General features: G+C 67.6%; 19 protein-coding genes, 1 pseudogene and 2 riboswitches. Of the genes and pseudogenes, 10 read left to right on the forward strand and 10 right to left on the reverse strand.

The genetic code is table 11. The annotated features are described in order from the left end of the window. Positions 1 to 15 precede the first annotated feature (15 nt). From BAY61_RS18640 to BAY61_RS18650, 3 genes are read left to right on the forward strand one after another with little or no spacing between them, the layout of a single operon-like run. Positions 16 to 972, forward strand: a complete 957-nt coding sequence (locus BAY61_RS18640; RefSeq protein ID WP_245865222.1) for a FecCD family ABC transporter permease — start codon at positions 16 to 18, stop codon at positions 970 to 972. Further along, entirely contained in the window at positions 969 to 2,006 is a 1,038-nt protein-coding gene (locus BAY61_RS18645; protein WP_091808927.1) for a FecCD family ABC transporter permease, read from the forward strand. Before BAY61_RS18640 ends, BAY61_RS18645 begins: the two co-directional genes overlap by 4 nt. After that, positions 2,003 to 2,821, forward strand: a complete 819-nt coding sequence (locus tag BAY61_RS18650; RefSeq protein ID WP_091808929.1) for an ABC transporter ATP-binding protein — start codon at positions 2,003 to 2,005, stop codon at positions 2,819 to 2,821. Before BAY61_RS18645 ends, BAY61_RS18650 begins: the two co-directional genes overlap by 4 nt. A gap of 29 nt (positions 2,822 to 2,850) precedes the next feature. Here BAY61_RS18650 and cobF read toward each other — a convergent pair whose 3' ends face one another. The 8 genes from cobF to BAY61_RS18690 form a co-directional block, all read right to left on the reverse strand. Continuing rightward, entirely contained in the window at positions 2,851 to 3,648 is a 798-nt protein-coding gene (gene cobF, locus BAY61_RS18655) for a precorrin-6A synthase (deacetylating) (protein WP_091808931.1), read from the reverse strand. A 93-nt stretch (positions 3,649 to 3,741) separates the two neighbouring features. After that, positions 3,742 to 4,584, reverse strand: coding sequence for a dihydropteroate synthase (gene folP / locus BAY61_RS18660; RefSeq protein WP_245865223.1), 843 nt, complete (start codon positions 4,582 to 4,584; stop codon positions 3,742 to 3,744). Then, complete coding sequence (locus BAY61_RS18665; RefSeq protein WP_143021433.1) at positions 4,581 to 4,838, reverse strand: hypothetical protein; 258 nt, start codon at positions 4,836 to 4,838, stop codon at positions 4,581 to 4,583. The genes folP and BAY61_RS18665 overlap by 4 nt, the downstream gene beginning before the upstream one ends. Before the next feature lie 47 nt (positions 4,839 to 4,885). Next, on the reverse strand, positions 4,886 to 5,740 hold the full coding sequence (locus BAY61_RS18670; RefSeq protein WP_091809043.1) for a methylenetetrahydrofolate reductase: 855 nt from the start codon (positions 5,738 to 5,740) through the stop codon (positions 4,886 to 4,888). A gap of 92 nt (positions 5,741 to 5,832) precedes the next feature. Further along, a complete protein-coding gene (gene metE, locus BAY61_RS18675) occupies positions 5,833 to 8,148 on the reverse strand; it encodes a 5-methyltetrahydropteroyltriglutamate--homocysteine S-methyltransferase (protein ID WP_091808936.1) in 2,316 nt (771 codons plus the stop codon). 118 nt (positions 8,149 to 8,266) lie between these two features. After that, positions 8,267 to 8,499: riboswitch (cobalamin riboswitch) on the reverse strand. 46 nt (positions 8,500 to 8,545) lie between these two features. After that, positions 8,546 to 9,664 carry a bifunctional 2-methylcitrate synthase/citrate synthase gene (locus tag BAY61_RS18680; RefSeq protein ID WP_091808938.1) on the reverse strand — a complete coding sequence of 373 codons (1,119 nt, stop codon included), beginning with the start codon at positions 9,662 to 9,664 and terminating at the stop codon, positions 8,546 to 8,548. Between the two features lie 40 nt (positions 9,665 to 9,704). Beyond that, the gene (gene prpB, locus BAY61_RS18685; RefSeq protein ID WP_091808940.1) at positions 9,705 to 10,598 is read right to left on the reverse strand and encodes a methylisocitrate lyase; all 894 of its coding nucleotides are present in this window, start codon (positions 10,596 to 10,598) and stop codon (positions 9,705 to 9,707) included. Next, positions 10,598 to 12,079: an MmgE/PrpD family protein gene (locus BAY61_RS18690; protein WP_091808941.1), complete on the reverse strand. Its 1,482-nt coding sequence runs from the start codon at positions 12,077 to 12,079 to the stop codon at positions 10,598 to 10,600. Before BAY61_RS18690 ends, prpB begins: the two co-directional genes overlap by 1 nt. A 299-nt stretch (positions 12,080 to 12,378) precedes the next feature. Between BAY61_RS18690 and BAY61_RS18695 the strand changes: the two genes are divergently transcribed. From BAY61_RS18695 to BAY61_RS18720, 6 genes are all read left to right on the forward strand, one after another. Further along, positions 12,379 to 13,779: a short-chain fatty acyl-CoA regulator family protein gene (locus BAY61_RS18695; protein WP_091808943.1), complete on the forward strand. Its 1,401-nt coding sequence runs from the start codon at positions 12,379 to 12,381 to the stop codon at positions 13,777 to 13,779. A 51-nt stretch (positions 13,780 to 13,830) separates the two neighbouring features. Next, positions 13,831 to 14,015: riboswitch (cobalamin riboswitch) on the forward strand. Positions 14,016 to 14,168: 153 nt separating this feature from the next. After that, on the forward strand, positions 14,169 to 15,668 hold the full coding sequence (locus tag BAY61_RS18700) for a CoA-acylating methylmalonate-semialdehyde dehydrogenase (RefSeq protein ID WP_091808945.1): 1,500 nt from the start codon (positions 14,169 to 14,171) through the stop codon (positions 15,666 to 15,668). Positions 15,669 to 15,674: 6 nt separating this feature from the next. Continuing rightward, positions 15,675 to 16,814 carry an acyl-CoA dehydrogenase family protein gene (locus BAY61_RS18705; RefSeq protein ID WP_091808946.1) on the forward strand — a complete coding sequence of 380 codons (1,140 nt, stop codon included), beginning with the start codon at positions 15,675 to 15,677 and terminating at the stop codon, positions 16,812 to 16,814. Positions 16,815 to 16,884: 70 nt separating this feature from the next. After that, the gene (locus BAY61_RS18710) at positions 16,885 to 17,919 is read left to right on the forward strand and encodes an enoyl-CoA hydratase/isomerase family protein (RefSeq protein WP_091808948.1); all 1,035 of its coding nucleotides are present in this window, start codon (positions 16,885 to 16,887) and stop codon (positions 17,917 to 17,919) included. Further along, positions 17,916 to 18,800 carry a 3-hydroxyisobutyrate dehydrogenase gene (mmsB, locus tag BAY61_RS18715; protein WP_091808949.1) on the forward strand — a complete coding sequence of 295 codons (885 nt, stop codon included), beginning with the start codon at positions 17,916 to 17,918 and terminating at the stop codon, positions 18,798 to 18,800. Before BAY61_RS18710 ends, mmsB begins: the two co-directional genes overlap by 4 nt. 32 nt (positions 18,801 to 18,832) lie before the next feature. Beyond that, on the forward strand, positions 18,833 to 19,606 hold the full coding sequence (locus BAY61_RS18720) for an enoyl-CoA hydratase (protein WP_091808951.1): 774 nt from the start codon (positions 18,833 to 18,835) through the stop codon (positions 19,604 to 19,606). Between the two features lie 77 nt (positions 19,607 to 19,683). On the opposite strand, the pseudogene BAY61_RS33000 reads toward BAY61_RS18720, so the two are convergent. Next, a pseudogene (locus BAY61_RS33000) lies at positions 19,684 to 19,808 on the reverse strand (IS481 family transposase); the annotation flags it as partial. 33 nt (positions 19,809 to 19,841) lie between these two features. Then, positions 19,842 to 20,231 (reverse strand): cupin domain-containing protein, encoded by a 390-nt coding sequence (locus BAY61_RS18725; protein ID WP_091808953.1) that lies wholly within the window; start codon positions 20,229 to 20,231, stop codon positions 19,842 to 19,844. Positions 20,232 to 20,283: 52 nt separating this feature from the next. Here BAY61_RS18725 and BAY61_RS18730 point away from each other — a divergent pair, with 52 nt between their 5' ends. After that, complete coding sequence (locus tag BAY61_RS18730; RefSeq protein WP_091808954.1) at positions 20,284 to 21,270, forward strand: GlxA family transcriptional regulator; 987 nt, start codon at positions 20,284 to 20,286, stop codon at positions 21,268 to 21,270. The last annotated feature ends 51 nt before the right edge of the window (positions 21,271 to 21,321 follow it).

Raw genomic sequence — 21,321 nt, forward strand, 5'->3', positions numbered from 1 at the left:
ATACCTAGTGCCGCCGTGTTGGTAGTGCTCGCTGTGGTGCTGTCGATGAAGGTCGGCGCACGACCGCTGTCGTGGGCGGAACTTTCGCACGGGCTACTGCGCTTCTCGGGCGACCGGTCCGACATCGTGGTCCGACATGTCCGGCTGCCCCGCACCGTCGCCGGCCTGGTGGCGGGAGCCTGCCTCGGACTGTCCGGTGCCGTGGCACAGGGCATCACCCGCAACCCGTTGGCCGGACCGGACACACTCGGGGTGAACGCGGGCGCGGCGGCGGCGATGATCGCGATACTCGCGATGCCGGGAATCGGGGCCCTGACCGGATACGTGTGGTTCGGATTTCTGGGTGGCGCGCTCGCCGCGCTGGCGGTCTACGCGATCGGCGGGACCGGACGGGATGGGGCCACGCCGGTGAAACTCGCGCTCGCCGGGGCCGCCGTCTCCGCGTTACTCACCGCGATGACATCCGCATTCATACTGCTCGACCGGGACCTGTTCGCCCGGTACCGGTACTGGATCATCGGGTCGTTGGCCCGTGCCGACCTGATCACGGTTGGGCAGGCGGTGCCGTTCGCGGTGGCGGGGATGCTCATCGCCGTCCTGCTGGTGCGGCGGCTCGACGCGGTCGCGCTCGGGGAGGACACCGCCCGCGGCCTCGGTGCCCGGCCCGGAGTGACCCGCGGTGTCGGGCTGGTCGCCGTGGTCATACTCGCCGGAACAGCCACCGCGATAGCAGGGCCCGTGGCCTTCGTCGGACTGGTGGCACCTCATGCGGCACGGGCGCTCGCCGGTACCGCACACCGCTGGGTTCTGCCGCTGTCAGCACTGCTGTCAGCCGCTCTGGTGCTGTTGGCAGACGTCGCCGGCCGAGTGGTGATCGCCCCCGAGGAGGTCCAGATCGGAGTCACCGCCGCTGTGCTCGGCGGCCCCGCGTTCCTGTACCTGGTCCGCACGCGGAAGGTGGCCGAGCTGTGAAGCGGCGGCTCGTTCTGCGCCACGGACCGCTGTCGGCCCAGCTGGACGTGCGTGGGCTGGTTTTGGGCGCGGTGGTATGGCTGGCCGCCGCGGCACTGGGCTTCGCGGCGATCATGATCGGGCAGTATCCGCTGCCGCCGCGCGCGGTGCTCGACACCCTCGCGGGCAACGGAAACCTGATCACCTACGAGATCGTGGTGAACGAGCGGCTACCCCGAGCGCTCAGCGGAGTGTTGGTGGGCGCCGCGTTCGGTGCCGCGGGGGCGGTACTGCAACGGCTCGCCCGCAACCCGTTGGTGAGCCCCGATGTCATCGGCATCAACGCCGGAGCCTCCGCCGGCGCGGTGGTGATGATCGTCGTGGTCGGCGCGGCCTCGGCATGGGTGACCGCGGGCGCGCTCGCCGGAGCGACCGTAGCGGCCGCGGGGGTGTACACCATCGCCTGGCGTCGCGGGTTCTCCGGCTATCGACTGGTACTCGTCGGAATCGGCGTCGCCGCGATGTTCGGGTCGGCCGCGACTTTTCTCCTCAGCCGGGCCGACATCAACGCCGCCTACTCCGCCGCGGAGTGGATGGTCGGAAGTCTGTCCGGTCGGTCCTGGCCTGACGTCGTGCCCGTGGCTGTCGGGCTCGGCCTGCTGCTGCCGGTCGTTCTCGCCTCGACTCGACAGCTGCGGGTGCTGGAACTCGGTGACGACCTGGCCCATGTCCTCTCGCCACGGATCGGCCGCCACCGCGCGGCGATGCTCGCCTCGGCGGTCGGTCTGTCGGCGCTGGCGACCGCGTCGGCCGGCCCCGTCGGATTCGTCGCGCTGGTCGCACCGCAGATCGTGCGACGAATCCTGGCCGAACGCACTCCCAGCCTGCTGACGGCAGCGGGCACCGGGGCGTTGCTGGTGGTGACGGCCGACCTCGTCGCCCGCACCGCGTTCGTGCCTCGCGAGCTGCCGGTCGGCGTGCTGACCGCGCTCGTCGGGGCGCCCGTGCTCATCGGACTTTTGATACGAGCCAACCGGATCGGAACGAGTGGATGACCCTCTCAGGCCACAACCTTCACCTCGGCTACGGCGCGACCCGGATGGTCGTCGACGGCGAATCCGTCACGATCCCGAGCGGCCGGACGACCGTGATCGTCGGACCGAACGGGTGCGGGAAATCCACGCTGCTGCGCGGGCTCGCCGGTCTGCTGCGCCCGCGACCGGGGCGAGTGTCGCTCGATGGGGACGAACTCACCGCGCTGCCCGCCGTGGAGCTCGCCCGCAGGCTCGGTGTGCTGCCGCAGCAGCCTGCCGCACCGGACGGGATCACCGTCGCCGATCTCGTCGGACGCGGGCGCCATCCGCACCAACGCTGGTTCCGGCAGTGGTCGGCCGACGACGAGGCAGCGGTCGCCACCGCACTTGAGGCCACCGGGCTGGCCGAGCTCGCCGAACGCCCGGTCGCCGAACTCTCCGGAGGGCAACGGCAACGTGCCTGGATCGCGCTGGTGCTGGCGCAGGGCCCGAACACGATGCTGCTCGACGAGCCCACGACCTTCCTCGATCTCGCCCACCAACTCGACGTGCTGGAACTACTGCGAACCATCAACGACGAACAGGGCAGGACCATCGTGATGGTGCTGCACGACCTGGAACTCGCCGCGCGCTACGCGCATCACCTGATCGCGATGCTGGACGGCCGCATCGTCGCCGAAGGCGCTCCCGGCGATGTCCTCACCGAAGACCTCGTAGCTTCGGTCTTCGCCGTCGACGCCCTCGTCATGGCCGATCCGCTCACCGGAACACCGCTGGTGCTGCCACGGCCACAACCACGCGCGAGCCGCGGACCCATCACACGGCTCGTGGACTGAAAGCCGCCGGCGGCCTCCGCGGTGCGCCGCTACCGCTGGTCAGCATGCGGTGCAGTGATTCGCAACAGATAGGTGTCCATGATCCAGCCATGGCGGGCGCGGGCCTCCGCACGCAGGCGGCGAATGCGGTCGGCGACCTCGTCTAGGGCACCGGAGACGAGAAGTTCGTGGGGTGTTCCAAGATAGGCGCCCCAATAGATCCACACGCCATCGCCGTGGATCCGGGTGAACGCGTCGTCCGCATCGAGCAGCACAACGACATCACCGCCGTCATTGGGACAGATTTCGGTCAATCGGCGGCCGGGCGTGAAGTGGACTGGACCGCCGACGCGGTTCAGTGTGATGCCGTGCCGGGCCGCGAGCGCGGAGGCACTGCTGATTCCAGGAATCACGTCCACGTCAATGGCCATCCCGCTGCGCTGCTGGACGTCGGCCAGGATGCCGAGGGTGCCGTCGTAGAGCCCGGGGTCACCCCACACGAGAAACGCGCCGGTGTCACCGGGAGACAACTCGTCCCGGATCAGGAGCTCATAGACCTCCGCGCGCCGGCCGCGCCAGTCGGCGACCGCGGCCAGGTACGTGGCGGTGTCCTGGCGCCGAACTCGATCACGCCGGGGGTCGTCGACTTCGACGACGCGACATGGGTTCGGAACATGTTCGTCGAGGAGGTATCGGCGCAGGTCGATCAGCGATGCCTTCTCCGTTCCCTTTCCGACGAAGAAGAAGACATCGCTGCGCCGCATGGCTTTGACCGCCGCGAGCGTCAGGTGGTCGGGGTCACCGGCGCCGATCCCGATGACGAGGATGCGGCGAGAATCAGTAGTCATCCGGCTCGCTTTCCACGGTAGTTCGGACGCGATCAAGGTTCAACGCCCCTGTAGTGACCGTGGGCGGACCTTGCGAACACCGGCTCGATGCTTTCACTGCCGGCCCCAGATCGTGTCCAGCATCGCGATGGTGTCGATGGTTTGCGCGACGTCGTGCACCCGGATGACATCGACGCCGGCCGCCCACGCCGGGGCGACCACGGCCAGGGAAGCCGGCAGCCGGTCGGCGACACCTCGGCCGGTGACCGCGCCGATGAAGGACTTGCGGCTGACGCCGAGCAGGACCGGGATGCCCAGGCCGCACAGCTCGGGCAGGCGACGCAGCAGGTGCAGGTTGTCCTCGGTGCCTTTGCCGAAGCCGATCCCCGGGTCGATCCACAACTCGGTCGTTCCGGCCGAGAGCGCGGCGGCGGCGATGTCCAGCAGATGGTTGCTCACCTCGGTGACGACGTCGTCGTAGCCCGGCTGCGTTCCGGGCCGCACCGGGACAGCCGTCGAGTGCATGCCGACGTAGCCGACGCCGAGACGACCGGCGACCTCATGCAGGGCACCGGAAACGTCGTTGACGACCGACGCGCCGAGCCGCACCGCTGCCTCGGCGACTTCCGCGTGCCGGGTGTCGACCGATACCCGGCCTCGCTTCGCCAGCGCGGAGATGATCGGGCTGACGCGGTCCAGTTCCTCTTCAGCCGACACCGGGCTGGCTCCGGACCGGGTGGATTCCCCGCCGACATCGACTGCCCAGGCGCCCTCGGCGAACATTTCCTCGCCGACGGCAATCGCCTGTGCGGTGGCTTCGTATCTGCTGCCGGACCAGAACGAGTCCGGAGTGGCGTTCAGGACGCCCATCACCTTCAGGCGGCCGACGTCCGGTCTGACGACCGCGGACTGGGCCGCGTATGCGGACAGGGTTGTCTGGTCGATGGTCACGGTCACCGGCCTCTTGCCTTCTTCGGACGTTCCGCCAATGCGGTTATCAGTGTTTTTCGCGCGCACTCGCCACCGGCCCGGGCGCAGGCGGCGCACAGCCCTGGCGAGCATTCAGGAAGGGCGGCCGCGGCCCGTTCAAGCCGGTCCACGAACACCGCGAACTGGTCGAGCTCAGTGCGCAGCGCGTGAAGCCGGGCACCTTGCGCGCCCACTCGGCGGCGCTGGCCCTCCAGATTCTCGTAGGCGGCGCGGGTGAGCACGACCAGTTCATGGCCGTCGACATGAATCCGCCGCGGTTTCGGAGGCATTACGCAGGGATCTTGAGTTCGGCGACGATCTCCGTTGTGGCTCGGGCGAAATTGAACGTGATGAAGTGCAGACCAGGTACGCCCTCGGCAAGAAGCCGCCGCGCCAGTACGGTCGCCTGCTCGATGCCGAGAGCCCTGACCGCCGAGGAATCGTCGGCGACGGCGGCGAACCGTTTCGCCAGGCGCGGCGGAAACGGCGCACCTGACAACTGCTCCGAGCGGGCGATGGTTCGCATCGTGGTGACCGGCATCAGTGCGGGGATGATCGGTGTGTCGCAGCCCGCCGCCACCACCCGGTCCCGCAGCCGCAGATAGTCGTCGACGTCGAAGATCATCTGGGTGATGGCGTAGTCCGCGCCTGCCTGGCACTTCGCCACGAAGTGCGCGGTGTCGTCCTCGATACTCGCCGAACGCGGATGCCGGTGCGGAAACGCCGCCACGCCCACGCAGAAGTCACCATGCTGGCGCAACAGCGTCACGAGTTCGCTCGCGTACTCCAGCCCTTCCGGGTGCCGAACCCACTTTCCCGTGACGTCGCCGGGCGGATCTCCGCGCAGTGCCAGCACGTTGACGACTCCGGCGTCGGCCAGCGCGCCGATGAATGACCGGAGCTCCCGGATCGAATGATCGACCGCGGTCAGGTGGACCACCGGCAGCATCGTGGTTTCCCTGGCGATCCGCGCCGCGACGGCGATCGTGTTGTCCCGGGTCGACCCGCCCGCGCCATAGGTGACGGACACGAAGCCCGGTCGCAACGACTCCAGCGTGCGGACGTTTCGCCAGATGCGGTCGGCGTCGTCGGTCGGGCGCGGAGGCATGAACTCCAGCGAAAGCACCGGGGCCCCAGCGCTCAGGCGTTCCCGAACCGTTCCAAGGCGAGCCGCCCGGCGCGCGGGAACCGCGGCGGGCGGGGTGACCGCCCGCCGCGGGGACAGTTGCCCACTCGTCACGGACGCGCCCTCACCTGTCCGGTGGCCTCGACCAGGTTGGTCAGGGTGGCGCGCACCTCGGGATAGCCGCGGGTCTTGAGTCCGCAGTCGGGGTTGACCCACAGCCGATCGGCCGGGAATGCCCCGACAGCGGTGCGCAGGTGACCGACGACCTCCTCGACGGAGGGCACGCGCGGGGAGTGAATGTCCCACACGCCGGGGCCGGCCTCGTTCGGATACCCGGCGAGGGCGAGGTCGGCCACGATGGCCATGTTCGACCGGGCAGCTTCCAGACTGATCACGTCGGCGTCCATGTCGATGATGGCCTGTAGAACATCGCCGAACTCGGCGTAGCACATGTGCGTGTGGATCTGGGTGTCGTCCCGCACGCCCGCGGTGGACAACTGGAACGAGGCAACGGCCCAATCCAGATACGCGGCGCGGTCGGTCGTACGCAGCGGCAGGGTTTCCCGCAGCGCGGGCTCGTCCACCTGGATGATCGCGATCCCCGCGGCCTCCAGGTCGAGGACTTCGTCCCGCAAGGCGAGCGCAACCTGGCGGGCGGTGTCGCCTTCGGGCTGGTCGTCGCGGACGAACGACCAGGCGAGCATGGTGACCGGGCCGGTCAGCATGCCCTTGACCGGCCGTTCGGTCAGGCTTTGGGCGTAGGTGGCCCATTCGACGGTCATCGGCGTGGGGCGGGATACGTCGCCGGCGATGAGCGGCGGACGGACGTAGCGGGTGCCGTAGGACTGGACCCAGCCGTGCTGGGTCGCCAGGAACCCGGTGAGCTGCTCACCGAAGTACTGGACCATGTCGTTGCGTTCCGGCTCGCCGTGCACAAGCACGTCCAAACCGATCCGCTCCTGCTCGGCGATGACCGCGCGGACCTCCGCGCGCATCGCGTCTTGGTAGGCGGCCTGGTCGAGCTCGCCCTTACGCAACGCCGCGCGCGCCTTGCGCAGGTCGGTCGTCTGCGGGAACGAGCCAATGGTGGTCGTCGGCAGCTCGGGCAGGTGGAGCCGGCCCTGCTGAGCCTGACGACGCTTGCCGTACTGGCTGGTGCGATGCAGGTCGGCGTCGGTGACCGCGGCAACGCGGTCCCGGACGGCGGGTACTCGCACGATGGGCGACGAAGCTCGGGAGGCGAGACGGCTCTCGTTGATGTGGAGAACGTTGCCGATCGCGCCGCGCCCTTCGGTGAGGCCACGTCGCAGTGTGACGATTTCGTCGAGCTTCTGGCGGGCGAACGACAGCCAGCCGGCGACCTCGGGGTCGAGGTCGGTTTCGAGGGTGACGTCCAGCGGCACGTGCAGCAGTGAGCAAGAAGCGGAAACGTCGACGGAACCGGCCAGCCCGAGCAGCGTGCCCAGGGTGCTCAGAGCTGCGGCCAGGTCCGCGGCCCAGATATTGCGTCCGTTGACGACGCCCGCGACCAGGCGCTTGTCCGGGATTCCGCCCACGGCGGCGAGAGCGTCGAGGTTGGCCGAGGCGGCGTTGGTGAAGTCCAGGGCCAGGCCCTCGACCGGGGACGAGGCCAGCACCGGCAGCGCGTCACCGAGCCGGTCGAAATAGGAGGCGACGAGGATCTTCGGGCGCGCGGTCTCGGCGGCGAGCGTGGCGTAGGTGTCGGCGACCTTGTCGAGCACCTCGGCGGGCTGGTCGGTGACGAGTGCGGGCTCGTCGAGCTGGACCCACTCCGCACCGGCTTCGTGCAGCTGCCGCAGCAGGTCGGTGTAGAGCGGCACGACCTTGTCGAGCAAATCCAGGGGCCGGAATCCATCGGTACCGGCCGGATCCTTGGCAAGCAGCAGGAAGGTGATCGGGCCGACGAGCACCGGCCGGGTCGTCACGCCCTGTTCCAGCGCTTCGGTGAACTCTTCGAGGGGCTTGCTCGCGTCAAGGGCGAAGCGGGTGTCCGGGCCGAGTTCGGGGACGAGGTAGTGGTAATTCGTGTCGAACCACTTCGTCATTTCCAGCGGCGGCGCGTCCGCGGTACCACGCGCCATCGCGAAGTAACGGTCAAGCTTGCCTGCCGGGCTCGCGATGTCCGGGACGGCGGCGAGGTGCCGCTCGGGAATGGCGCCGAGCAACCACGCGGTGTCCAGCACATGGTCGTAGAAAGAGAAGTAGTTGCCCGGAATTTCCTCGATGCCGGCGTCCCGCAGCTCCCGCAGGTTGTGTCGCCGCAGCTCCTTGCCGGTAGTGAGCAAGGAATCGGCGTCGACACGGCCTGCCCAATAGGACTCGATCGCCTTCTTCAGCTGCCGCTGGGCACCCTGGCGGGGGTAGCCGTGCACGGTGGCGCGGCTGGTCGGGGTTGTCTGGGGCACGGGGGCTCTCCTTCGCGAGTCCGTGTGGACCGCGCGGGAGCGCGCGACGAACCGCGACCGGCATCCGGTCACGATTCGGCGATGACCCACCCGCGAGGTCTCGGCCTGCACCCCGCGGTCGCGGGGTGCGCAGCGGGCAGGTCTTCGGACTCGTGGACGTTCCGGCGTGCGCCGGGTTCCTACTGGCCGTCGCTTCCCAAGCCGGTGGGCTCAGTGCTGTCTCCGCGGAGACCGACGGCGGTCGTTCCCACTCACCGCTGCGGGGCAGTCCCGGATTCGCACCGGGTTCCCTCTTGCCTCGGCCGCCGCGGTGCTGCGTGCGGCGGCCGAACCAGCTGCCCTGCCACTGTAGCGGCTCGCGCCTGGCTTTCCTCAAGCCTGTTCCACCCTGTGGGCATCAGGATCGAGTGATCGGACGCTGCGGCTTGCCGCTGTAGCTACTCGACGGGCGGATCAGACTGTTGGACGCGAGCTGCTCGTTGATGTGGGCGGTCCACCCGGTGATGCGGGCGGCCACGAAGATCGGCGTGAAGACCGGGGTGTCGAATCCCATCAGGTGGTAGGCCGGGCCGGCCGGGTAGTCGAGATTCGGGTGCAGACGCTTGGCCGCGTACATCGCATGAGCCAGCGCTTCATACCGGTCGAGCAGTTCGTGCCCATCGCGCAGCTCCGCGACTTCCTGGAGAGCCTGGCGCATGGTCGGGACGCGCGAATCGCCCTTCTTGTAGACCCGGTGCCCGAAACCCATGATCTTGCGCTTCTCGGCAAGAGCCTTCGTCAGCCAGGCTTCCGCGTTCTCAGCGGAGCCGATCTCCTCGAACGTGGCCATCACGGCCTCGTTCGCTCCGCCGTGCAGCGACCCTTTGAGCGCGCCGACCGCCGCCGTCACCGCACTGTAGAGGTCGGACAGCGTCGAGGTCACGACCCTGGAAGTGAACGTCGATGCGTTGAAACTGTGCTCGGCGTACAGCGTCAGCGACGTCTCGAAGGCCCGGACGATCACCGGGTCCGGAACCCGGCCGAGCGTCATGTACAGGAAGTTCTCGGCATATCCGAGATCATCACGCGGCGGCAGCGGCAACAGGCCGTGCCGACGGCGCTGGGTGAGCGCTACCACCGACGGCAGTGCCGCGAACAGGCGGACCGCCTTGGCGTGGTTAGCCTCCGGTGAGTTGTCGTCCTCCGCGGGGTCGTTCGCGCCGAGGATGCTCACGGCGGTGCGCAGGGTGTCCATCGGATGCGCGGACTCGGGCAGCGCGAGCAGCGTCATGACCAGGTCGGCAGGCAGGCCGCGCTGGGCCCGCTCGGTGTCGGTCTGCGCCACCAGCTCGGTCGGCGTTGGCAGTTCGCCGTGCCAGAGCAGGTAGGCGACCTCTTCGAAGCTACAGTGCGCGGCGAGGTCTTGGACCGGGTAGCCGCGGTAGGTCAGCGAGTTCGTGTCCGGGTTGACCATCGACACCTCGGTCGTGTCGACGACGACGCCGGCGAGTCCTTTGTGGATAGCGGGTGCGGACATAGTTGTCCCCTTGTCGGAATTATGGGCGTCTGCGAGAAATTCAGACGCGGAAATTGAAAATGTTCTCGTCGAATTCGTTGTAGTCGGAATAGTCGAGCAGTTCGTAGAGGTCTCGCCGATGCTGCATCCGGTCGAGAAGGCTCTCCTGGGTTCCGTCATCGGCGATGACCCGCAACCCGTCTTCGACCGCTTTCATCGCGAGACGCAGTCCAGTGACGGGGTAGATCACGAGGTTGACGCCGAGAGAATCCAGCGTTCTCGCGTCGATCAGCTCGCTTTTCCCGAACTCGGTCATGTTCGCCAGGATCGGAACGTCGACGGCGGCCCTGATCCGCTCGAAGTCCGACGGCGTGCGCATGGCCTCAGGGAAGATGAGATCGGCTCCGGCGTCGACGTAGGCTTTGGCGCGGTCGATCGCGTCGTCGAGCCCGTGCACCCCGGCGGCGTCCGTGCGGGCGGCGATGACGAAGTCCGGGTCCCGCCGCGCCGCGACCGCCGCCTTGATCCGCCGGACGGCGACGTCGCGCTCGACGACGTCCTTGCCGTCGAGGTGGCCGCAGCGCTTCGGGTTGACCTGGTCCTCAAGGTGCAGCCCGGCAACCCCTGCGTCTTCGAGCAGTTGCACGGTGCGGGCGGCGTTCATCGGCTCACCGAAGCCGGTGTCGGCGTCGACAAGGGCGGGCAGGGCGGTCACGCGGGCGATCTGCTGGGACCGGCCCGCGACCTCGGTGATCGTGGTCAGGCCGATGTCGGGCAGCCCCAGTTCGGCCGAAAGCACCGCACCGGAGACGTAAACGCCTTCGAACCCCTGCTGCTCGATCAGCTTGGCGCTCAAGGGGTTGAAGGCCCCTGGCGCGCGTTGCAGGGAACCGGAGCTCAACCCCGCGCGGAACGCGATGCGCTTCTGGGAAGCGGTAACCGTGGCATGCAGCATCAGAAGATCCCCTTCGTCGCGGGAGTGGTCTCGACGGCGGCCGGTAGCGTAAGGCCGCGGACCTCGGCGACGTTCAACTCGGCAAGCCGGCTGACGGTCTCCAGGAATCGGTTCTGGTCAGCTTCCTCGATCACACCGTCAGCGAGCGTGCGGAACTTCGCGATGTACTGCTCGCGCGCGAACGGGCGTGCTCCAGCCGGATGGGCGTCTGCGACGGCGATCTCATCGGTCAACGTCGTCCCGTCGGCGAGGATGATTTCCACACGGCCGCCGAACGCCGGGTCCGGGGCGTGGTAGCGCCGGGTCCACTCTGGATCCTCGACCGTGGAGATCTTCTGCCACAGCTCGACGGTGTCCGGGCGAGCCGCGCGACCGGGCGCGTAAGAACCTTCGTGGTGCCAGGCCCCGTCCTGCAACGCGACCGCGAAGATGTAGGGAATCGAGTGATCCAGGGTCTCACGACTGGCATGCGGATCGTACTTCTGCGGGTCGCCCGCGCCGGAGCCGATCACGTAGTGCGTGTGGTGGCTGGTGTGGATCACGATCTTCTCGACCTTGCCGAACTCGCCGACGCGCGGGCCGAGCCGCCGGGCGAGGTCGATCAGAGCCTGGCTCTGGTATTCCGCCGAATGTTCCTTGGTGTAGGTGTCCAGAATGGACAGTTTGGGCTCGCCTGGCGCGGGCAGTGGCACGGTGTACTCGGTCTTCGGGCCGCCCAGCAGCCAGGCGATGAAACCGTCCTCACCTTCGTAGATCGGGCTGGGCGCGCCTTCCCCGCGCATCGCCCTGTCGACGGCCTCGATCGCCGTCTTGCCCGCGAACGCGGGCGCGTACGCCTTCCATGACGAGATCTCGCCCTTGCGGGACTGCCGGGTCGTGGTCGTGGTGTGCAACGCCTGCCCGATGGCCTGGTACACCGTGCCGGTATCCAGGCCCAGCAAAGCACCCAGGCCGCCGGCGACGGACGGGCCGAGGTGGGCGATGTGGTCGATCTTGTGCTCGTGCAGGCAGATCCCGCGGACCAGATCGACCTGTAGCTCATAACCGGCCGCAATGCCGCGAATCAGATCGGCCCCGGTGCGGCCGGTGTGCTGAGCCACGGCCAGGATCGGCGGGATGTTGTCGCCCGGGTGGGAGTAGTCCTCGGCCAAGAATGTGTCGTGGTAGTCCAGTTCGCGCACGGCGACGCCGTTGGCCCAGGCCGCCCACTCCGGGGAGAACAGGCCGGGGATGCCGAACACGCTCGCCCCTGGCGTCGCCGGATGGGCAAGCGCCTGGTCGCGAGCCGCCCGCACAGGCCGTCGCGACAGCGACGCCGCGGCGACGGCCGCGTTGTCGATCAGCCGGTTGACCACCATCTCGGTGACCTCCGGGGTGACCGGCACCGGGTCGGTGGCCACCGCGGCGAGCTTCCAAGCCAGTTGCCGCTCGCGCGGCAGCGGTTCGGCGGACGGATATGTGCGGACGGTGTGGTCGATCATCACGTTCCCTCGTGGACGTAGAACCCGCGGCCGGACATACAGCACTTTTGCGAACCCGCCGTAGAGCGGCGGACGGCGGACAAGGCTTGGCGAACCGAACAGCTCGGTCTTGACGCGCCCAGCTGACCGCTGCCGACGACAGCGACACGGGCGATCTCGGTGCTCATGCCAGCCTCCTGTGAACCTTGTGTCGTTCTGGCTTCAGCCTGGCATCGGAGGATGAGCCGGTCGATAGCTGACAGTTGTCACATCTTGTGAAAGTTCGCGACTATCTTGTAAACGTTGTTACAGTCACTCGGGTGGAGAAGACGTATGCGGGTGCTCGGCTTCGCCAGCTGCGCGAGGACCGGTCGATGACCCAGTCCGAGCTGGCGCGACTACTGGGAATCTCGCCGAGTTACGTCAACCAGTTGGAGCACAACGGCCGTCCGCTCACGCTGCCCGTCCTGCTCCGGCTCACCGAACACTTCGGGGTGGACACGGAGTTCTTCGCGGCGCAGGACATCGCCAGGCTGGTCGCCGACGTCAGGGAGGTCTTCGCCGACGGCACTGTGGGCGGCGCGATCTCCCCCGGCCAGGTGGACGAGCTGACCACCCAGTTGCCCGACGTCGCGCGGACTTTGGTCTCACTGCACCGGCGCTACCGCGAAGCGGTGGAGAACATCGCGACACTGGTATCCGAGCAGGGACTCGACCGCACCACGGCCCAGCAGCCCCACGAGGAGATCCGCGACTGGTTCTACCTGCGCCGCAACCACGTCGCCGAACTGGACGAACCCGCCGAGAGGCTGGCCACCGAGCTGCGCCTGATCCCCGGCGAAGTGCGCGCGGGGCTCGCGGCCGGCTTGCGGGACAGGCACGGAGTCGAGGTCGTCACCGCGCCGATCGGCTCCGACCAGCACCGGTTCGACGCCGCCGCGCGAGTACTGCACCTCTCCCCTGCTCTACGTCCCGGCCAAGCGGCATTCCGGCTTGCCTCCGAACTGGCCTTACTTGAGGCGGGCGAGACCATCGACCGGCTAGTCGACGACGGAACCTTCAGCGGCGATACCGCACGCCGACTGGCCCGGATCGGTCTGGCCAACTATTTCGCGGGTGCGCTCGTGTTGCCTTACCGGGTCTTTCTCGGCGCGGCAGAGCGCTATCGCTACGACATCACCCGCCTGTCCGACCATTTCGGAGTCGGGTTCGAGACGATCTGTCACCGGCTGTCGACGTTGCAGCGACGTGGAACCCGCGGCGTGCCATTCTCGTTCATCCGGGTCGACCGGGCCGGCAACATCTCGAAACGCCAGTCCGCGACCGGGTTCCACTTTTCTCGCGTCGGCGGCTCTTGTCCACTGTGGATAGTATACGAGGCGTTCGGTTCACCGGGGAGGATTGTCACGCAGGTCGCCGAACTGCCGGACGGCAAGAAGTACTTCTGGCTGGCCCGCACGGTGACCCGCACCGTGGGCGGGCATGGCGACCCTGGCAAGACGTTCGCGATCGGCCTGGGCTGCGAACTGCGCCATGCGCGGCGGCTCGTCTATTCCGACGGTCTCGCGCTGGGCGCCGACGCGGCGGTTACCCCGATCGGGATGGGCTGCAAGGTGTGTGAACGGCCGTCCTGCCCACAGCGGGCATTTCCCGCGATCGGGAAGACGCTACGCGTCGACGAACACACCAGCAGCCTGCTCCCCTACCCACCGCTGACCTGAGCACACTCACTTCGGCCCATCCTGGTGAGATCACGGACACGGTCGACATAGTAGGACTTCCTACTATATGGTGTCCTCAGGTCTGCGGTGCAGGGAAGCCGGTGTGAATCCGGCGCGGTCCCGCCACTGTGACCGGGGAGCGACGCCCCAGGTGAGATGACCACTGGCGCAAGCCGGGAAGGTCGGGGCGCCGTGGATCCGGGAGCCAGGATACCGGCCGCGGATGTTCGTGTTCGTCCACGAGGATGGAGCTGAACGCATGCGGATTCTTCCTGCCTGCGCGAAAGACGCCGACCTACCGCCCATCCGGCGGTAGTTCAACCTGCCCGGCAACCCGGCCACGGCCGTGTGCCGAGGACTCCATCCTGCGCTCTCGCGAAAGGCGACTCATGGTTACCGACCTCCAGCACTTCATCGACGGCAAGCCGGTTCCCGGCACCTCGGGCCGCTTCGCCGACGTCTTCGACCCCAGCAGCGGCGCCGTCCAAGCCAGGGCGCCGCTCGCATCCGCCGACGAGGTCGCGAACGCCGTCACCACCGCCGCCGAGGCCCAACTCGAATGGGCTCGCTGGAACCCACAGCGTCGCGCTCGGGTGCTGATGAAGTTCCTCGACCTTGCGCGGTCCGAAGAGGACGGTCTAGCCAGGCTGCTGTCCTCCGAGCATGGCAAGACGATCGCCGACGCGCGTGGCGACATCCAGCGCGGGTTGGAAGTCGTCGAGTTCGCGACCGGCATCCCGCACCTGCTCAAGGGCGAGTTCACCGACTCCGCCGGCACCGGCATCGACGTCTACTCGATGCACCAGCCGCTGGGGGTCGTCGCCGGGATCACGCCGTTCAACTTCCCCGCGATGATCCCGCTGTGGAAGGCGGCGCCCGCGATCGCTTGCGGCAACGCGTTCGTTCTCAAGCCCTCCGAACGCGACCCTTCGGTCCCTCTTCGGCTGGCGGAAATGTTCATCGAGGCTGGCCTACCGCCAGGCGTGTTCCAGGTCGTCAACGGTGACAAGGAAGCTGTCGACGCGCTACTCACCGACCCTCGGGTCGAGGCGGTCGGGTTCGTCGGCTCCTCGTCGATCGCGGAGTACATCTACACGACAGCGGCCCAGCACGGGAAGCGGGCACAGTGCTTCGGCGGCGCGAAGAACCACATGATCGTGATGCCCGACGCGGATTTGAACCAGGTGGTGGACGCGCTGATCGGCGCGGGATACGGGTCGGCAGGCGAACGCTGCATGGCCATCTCCGTCGCCGTCCCGGTCGGCGAGGCCACCGCGGACGCGCTGGTTGACCAGCTGGCGGAACGCGTGAAGACCTTGAAGGTCGGTGCCGCGCACGACGAGACCGCCGACTTCGGTCCATTGGTCACCGCCCAAGCCGTCCAACGGGTCCGCGACTACATCGACAGTGGGCTTACCGAGGGCGCCGAACTGGTCGTCGACGGTCGCGACCTCACGGTGCCCGGTCACGAGAATGGTTTCTTCCTCGGCGGCTGCCTTTTCGACCGGGTCACCCCGGAAATGCGGATATATCGCGAGGAGATCTTCGGCCCAGTCCTCTCGGTCGTGCGCGCCGCGGACTATGAGGAGGCGCTGCGGTTGCCGAGTGAGCATGAGTACGGCAACGGCGTCGCGATCTTCACCCGCGACGGAGACACCGCCCGCGACTTCACCTCCCGGGTGAACACCGGCATGGTCGGGGTCAACGTGCCCATCCCGGTGCCGATCGCTTACCACACCTTCGGCGGCTGGAAGCGCTCCGGTTTCGGTGACCTCAATCAGCACGGGCCCGACTCGATCCGCTTCTACACCAAGACGAAGACCGTTACCTCGCGGTGGCCGTCGGGCATCAAGGAAGACGCTTCCTTCGTCATCCCCACGATGAACTGAGGCGCCATGAGACTCACCGATGAGCAACGCGCGCTACGGGACACGGCCGCGGACTTCGCGGCCGAGCACCTCGCGCCGCACGCGGTCGAATGGGACCAGGCCAAGCATTTCCCGGTCGATGTCCTGCGCAAAGCGGCACAGCTCGGCCTCGGCGGGATCTATCTGCCGGAAGACGTCGGCGGGTCTGGGCTCGGACGGCTCGACGGGGTACTCGTCTTCGAAGCCCTCGCCACGGGCTGTCCCTCGATCGCGGCCTACGTTTCCATCCACAGCATGGTCACGACGATGATCGACCGGTTCGGCAACGAGGCCCAACGCCACCGGCACCTTCCCAAGATGTCCACAATGGAATCTTTTGGCAGCTACTGTCTCACCGAACCCGACGCGGGATCAGACGCCGCCGCGCTCTCGGCCCGCGCCCGGTGGGACGGCGAACACTATGTCCTCGACGGAGTCAAGCAGTTCATTTCCGGCGCGGGCACCTCCGACGTCTACGTCGTGCTCGCCCGCACCGGAGGCCCCGGAGCGGGTGGGATCTCCGCGTTCGTCGTCGAGCGCAACACACCCGGTATGTCCTTCGGGCCGAACGAGGCCAAGATGGGCTGGAACGCCCAGCCCACCCGGCAGGTCATCTTCGAAGGGGCACGTGTCCCGGCGTCGGCATTGCTCGGCGAAGAAGGCGGTGGTTTCAAGGTGGCGATGTCGGCTTTGGACGGTGGAAGGCTCAATATCGCCGCCTGCTCGCTCGGCGGAGCAGAAACTGCGCTGGCCAAAGCTATCCAGTACTTGTCGGGACGATCGGCGTTCGGTGCCCGCCTCTCGGAGGCACCGGCCCTGCGGTTCCGGCTGGCCGACATGCGCACCGAGCTCGAAGCCGCCCACACGCTGCTCTGGCGCGCCGCCGACGCGCTCGATCGCGGCGACCCCAACATCACCCAGCTTTCGGCCATGGCCAAGCGGTTCTGCACCGATGTCGGGTTCGAGATCGCCAATCAGGCATTGCAGATGCACGGCGGCTACGGCTACCTGGCCGAATACGGACTGGAGAAGATCGTCCGCGACCTGCGGGTGCACCAGATCCTCGAAGGTACCAACGAGATCATGCGGGTGATCATCTCTCGCCGCATGCTGAAGGAGGCGTCGTGAAAATACACTCGCGAAGCACTGTTCACGAGGCCGACCGGGTGCGGGTGTCCCGCAAGGTAGAGGAGGCATCGTGAGCGACGTCGAATTCCTCGTCCACAGTGGGATCGGCCGGATCACGCTCAACCGGCCCCGTGCCCTCAACGCCCTGACCCACAACATGGTCAGCGCCATCACCAGTCACCTCCACCGCTGGCGCGAGGACCCCGCCGTGCGCGCGGTCGCCGTCGACGGCGCCGGAGACCGTGGCCTGTGTGCCGGCGGCGACATCCGGTCCATCTACGACGATGCCCGCTCCGGCGGCACGGCCACATTGGAGTTCTGGGCCGACGAGTACCGGATGAACGCCACCATCGCCGCCTACCCGAAGCCGTACCTGGCGATCATGGACGGGCTGGTCATGGGCGGCGGGGTCGGAGTATCCGCGCACGGTAGCCACCGCGTTGTCACCGACCGGTCGCGCATCGCCATGCCCGAGGTCGGGATCGGGTTCGTGCCCGATGTTGGCGGCACCTACCTCCTCTCGCGCACGCCAGGCGAGCTGGGTACGCACGCCGCGCTGACCGCCACACAGCTCTCCGGTGCCGACGCCATCCACTGTGGACTGGCCGACCACTACGTCCCGGCCGACCGGCTACCCGACCTGTTCGACGCGCTGGCCGCGAACACGCCAGTCGCGGCTATCGCGATGGTCGCCGATCCGCCACCGCCAAGTCCGCTCGCGGGCGAAAGCACGTGGATCGACCACTGCTACACCGCCGACAGCGTCGAAGAGATCCTCGACCGGTTGCGCGACGGCGGGGAGACGGCCGTCGCGGCGGCCAAGACGATCGAGGGCAAATCGCCCACCGCGCTGAAGGTCGCGCTGCGGGCGCTTCGCACGGCGGCGACGCTGCCGGACCTGGAGACGGTGCTCGCCCAGGAGTACCGGATCTCGCGCCACGCGTTCGCTTCCCCGGAGTTCACCGAGGGAATCCGCGCACAGATCGTCGACAAAGACCGATCACCTCGATGGTCCCCGGCGACCCTGCCGGAGGTCGACGACAACCTGGTCGATGCCTACTTCGCGGATCTGGGACCGGACGAATGGACAGGAGTGACCCGATGAGCATTGCCTTTCTGGGACTCGGGAACATGGGCGGACCGATGGCCGCCAACCTCGTCAAAGCCGGGCAGAAGGTGACCGGCTACGATCCGGTCTCCGAAGCCCGCGTCACGGCGGCAGGTCATGGCGTTTCCGTCGCGGACTCCGCGGTCACGGCCATCGCGGGAGCTGACGTCGTGATCACCATGCTGCCCAGCGGGCAGCACGTGCTGGAGTGCTACCGAGAGATCGTCCCCGCCACGGAGCCGGGCACGCTGTTTCTCGACTGTTCGACCATCGAAGTCGCCGACGCACACGCCGCCGCGGGCCTCGCCGCCGCACGAGGACACCTCGCCCTTGACGCACCGGTGTCGGGCGGCGTCGTCGGAGCTACCGCCGCCACGCTCACCTTCATGGCGGGCGGCCCCTCGGAGGCGTTCATCGCCGCTGAGCCATATCTGAAGAACATGGGCAAGAAGGTCGTCCACTGTGGTGAGACGGGCGCCGGACAGGCGGCGAAGATCTGCAACAACATGATTCTCGGTGTCTCGATGATCGCGGTCAGTGAGGCGTTCGTCCTTGGACGGCGGCTCGGCCTGACCGACCAGGCACTGTTCGATGTCGCTTCGACGGCATCAGGGCAGTGCTGGGCGCTCACCACCAACTGCCCGGTACCGGGGCCGGTGCCAGGCAGCCCTGCCAACCGGGAGTACGCGGGCGGGTTCGCCAGCGGCCTGATGCTCAAGGACCTCCACCTTGCCCAGGCAGCAGCGCGGGCCGAGGGAGTGCGCACCGAACTCGGGAAGCACGCCGAGGAGCTGTACAGCGAGTTCGTCGCCCAGGACGGGCCCGGCCGCGACTTCTCCGCCATCATCACCAGCCTCACCGGCGACGGCACCGCATGACCACACACGTACTTCTGCCCACGGAGGCGAATATGACCGGCACCATCCTCGTCGATCACCCGGCCGACCGGGTCGCCCGGATCACGCTCGACCGGCCCACAGCACTCAACGCCCTGAACCTGCAAGCCATGCGTGAGATCACCACGACGGCGGCCGAACTGGACCGCGACCCGAATGTCGGCGCGATCATCCTCACCGGCTCGGCGAAAGCCTTCGCGGCCGGGGCGGACATCAAAGAGATGGCACCACGGAGCTTCAGTGACGTCTTCGCCGAGGACTGGTTCGCCGGCTGGGACACGCTTTCGCGGGTACGCACTCCGTTGATCGCGGCCGTGGCCGGCTACGCCCTTGGCGGCGGATGCGAACTGGCGATGATCTGCGACGTGCTGATCGCGGCCGACAACGCCAAGTTCGGCCAGCCGGAGATCACCCTCGGTGTCATCCCCGGCATGGGCGGATCCCAACGACTCACCCGCGCCATCGGCAAGGCCAAAGCAATGGATCTGATCCTGACCGGCCGGATGATGGACGCCGACGAAGCCGAGCGCGCCGGGCTGGTGTCGCGGATAGTCCCCGCGGACGCGCTGCCCGAGGAAGGAGTCACGACGGCATCGAAGGTCGCGTCGACGTCCAAACCCGCATCGATGATGGCCAAAGAAGCCGTGAATCGGGCCTTCGAAACCAGCCTCTCCGAGGGCCTCCTGTTCGAGCGGCGGCTGTTCCACTCCACGTTTGCCACCCACGACCAGAAGGAAGGAATGGCAGCGTTCACCAACAAGCGCAAGCCCGACTTCCGGCACACCTGACACCCCGAGTGGTCTCACTTTTGCGCAGAGAGAAGTCCAGCCGACACAACGCGGAAGCTGAACCTCGCATGTGCGGGCTTCGACGCTGTCGCCCTGGAAATTCCCATCTCCGCGGCAACGTGGGCGCAATAGGACGAGTGCGACATCGGGAAATGAGACGACGACGCCCCTCGACCGAGACGGGCGCGTTCGCGTGGGTCACGATGTCTTTCCTGACATCGGCTCTTGCCGTGGGTTACGCGGGGAGCCCGGCTGTCGAGGTGATGTGGTCCGGGATGTCTCCCTCGTAGTCGCCCGTGCTGAGTGTTCCGGTTGGTTCGAGCAGCATCACCGCCGCGCCATCCGAGGACTCCGGGCAGTGCTCGATTCCGCGCGGGACGACGAAGACGTCATGGCGCCCCAGGTGCACGACGCTCTCGGTCCCTGACTGCCGAAGGTGGATATCGAGACTGCCGTCGAGAACGATGAACAGCTCGTCGGTGTCTGGGTGGGAGTGCCAGACGAAGGTGCCCTCGACCTTGGCCAGGCGGACGTCGTAATCGTTGACTCGGGTGAGGATCCGTGGGCTCCAGCGATCCTCGAAGGATGCCAGAACGGTGTCGATGTTTGTACTCGGGTTCGTCATGCTCCGATCTTGAGGCCTTGCACTTCTTGCCCAACAGTGCGAGGAATGACATATGTCGCAAGTTTCCTCGCAACTGCACGTCGTTGCCGCTCTGGTCGACGAAGGCTCGAACCCGTTCGAACTCGCTTGTCTGACCGAGGTCCTCGGAATCGACAGACCCGAGGTAGGTGGACTGCTCTACGACCTTCAGATGTGCGCCCGACAGCCGACGGTGCCGATGAGGCAAGGCTTCTTCGCCATGACCGGAATCGCCACACTTTCCGCTCTCCAACGCGCAGACACGGTGATCGTCCCCAACCGACCCGACACCGCCACGCCCCACCACCCCGACGTACTCGACGCGATCGCGCAGGCCCACGACCGCGGCGCACGAATGATCGGCATGTGCAGCGGGGCGTTCACCCTGGCCGAAGCAGCTGTCCTGGATGGGCGTCGCGTCACGGTGCACTGGCAATGGGCCGAGGAGTTCCGAGCCCGATATCCACGCGTGCACGTCGACGATAACGTCCTCTTCGTCGATGATGGCGACATCCTCACCTCGGCCGGCAGCGCCGCTGCCCTCGACCTCGCACTACATGTCGTACGCCGCGACCACGGAGCCGAGATTGGCACGGCCGTGGCGCGGCGTCTGGTCTTTCCCGGACATCGCCCTGGCGGGCAAAGGCAGTTCATCGAACGCCCCATCCCCAAGGAGACCGAAAGTCCACTCGCCGCGGCTCTCGCCTGGGCAGAGCAGCACGCGACAGAGCCCATCTCGGTCGCGGACATCGCCTCACGGGCAGCCATGAGCCCGGCTTCCCTGCACCGACGCTTCCGGAACGAGCTCGGCAGCACACCGATCCAATGGTTGACGAGTGTGCGTGTCGAGCACGCCCGCCGGCTTCTCGAACAAACCGACCTGGCCGTCGATCAGATCGCGCACCGAAGTGGCCTCGGGTCGACCGCTAACCTCCGCACCCGCCTCGCCGGCCAAACCGGGCTCACACCATCTGCATACCGTCGGGCCTTTTCAGCCCGGTTGGCCGAACAGGGGCCATAGAGGGCACGAGAACCTTACTCAGATGAGGAGCGTCAGCAACCTTCTGGCCAG

The organism is Prauserella marina (assembly GCF_002240355.1).
Taxonomy (GTDB): Bacteria; Actinomycetota; Actinomycetes; order Mycobacteriales; family Pseudonocardiaceae; genus Prauserella_A; species Prauserella_A marina.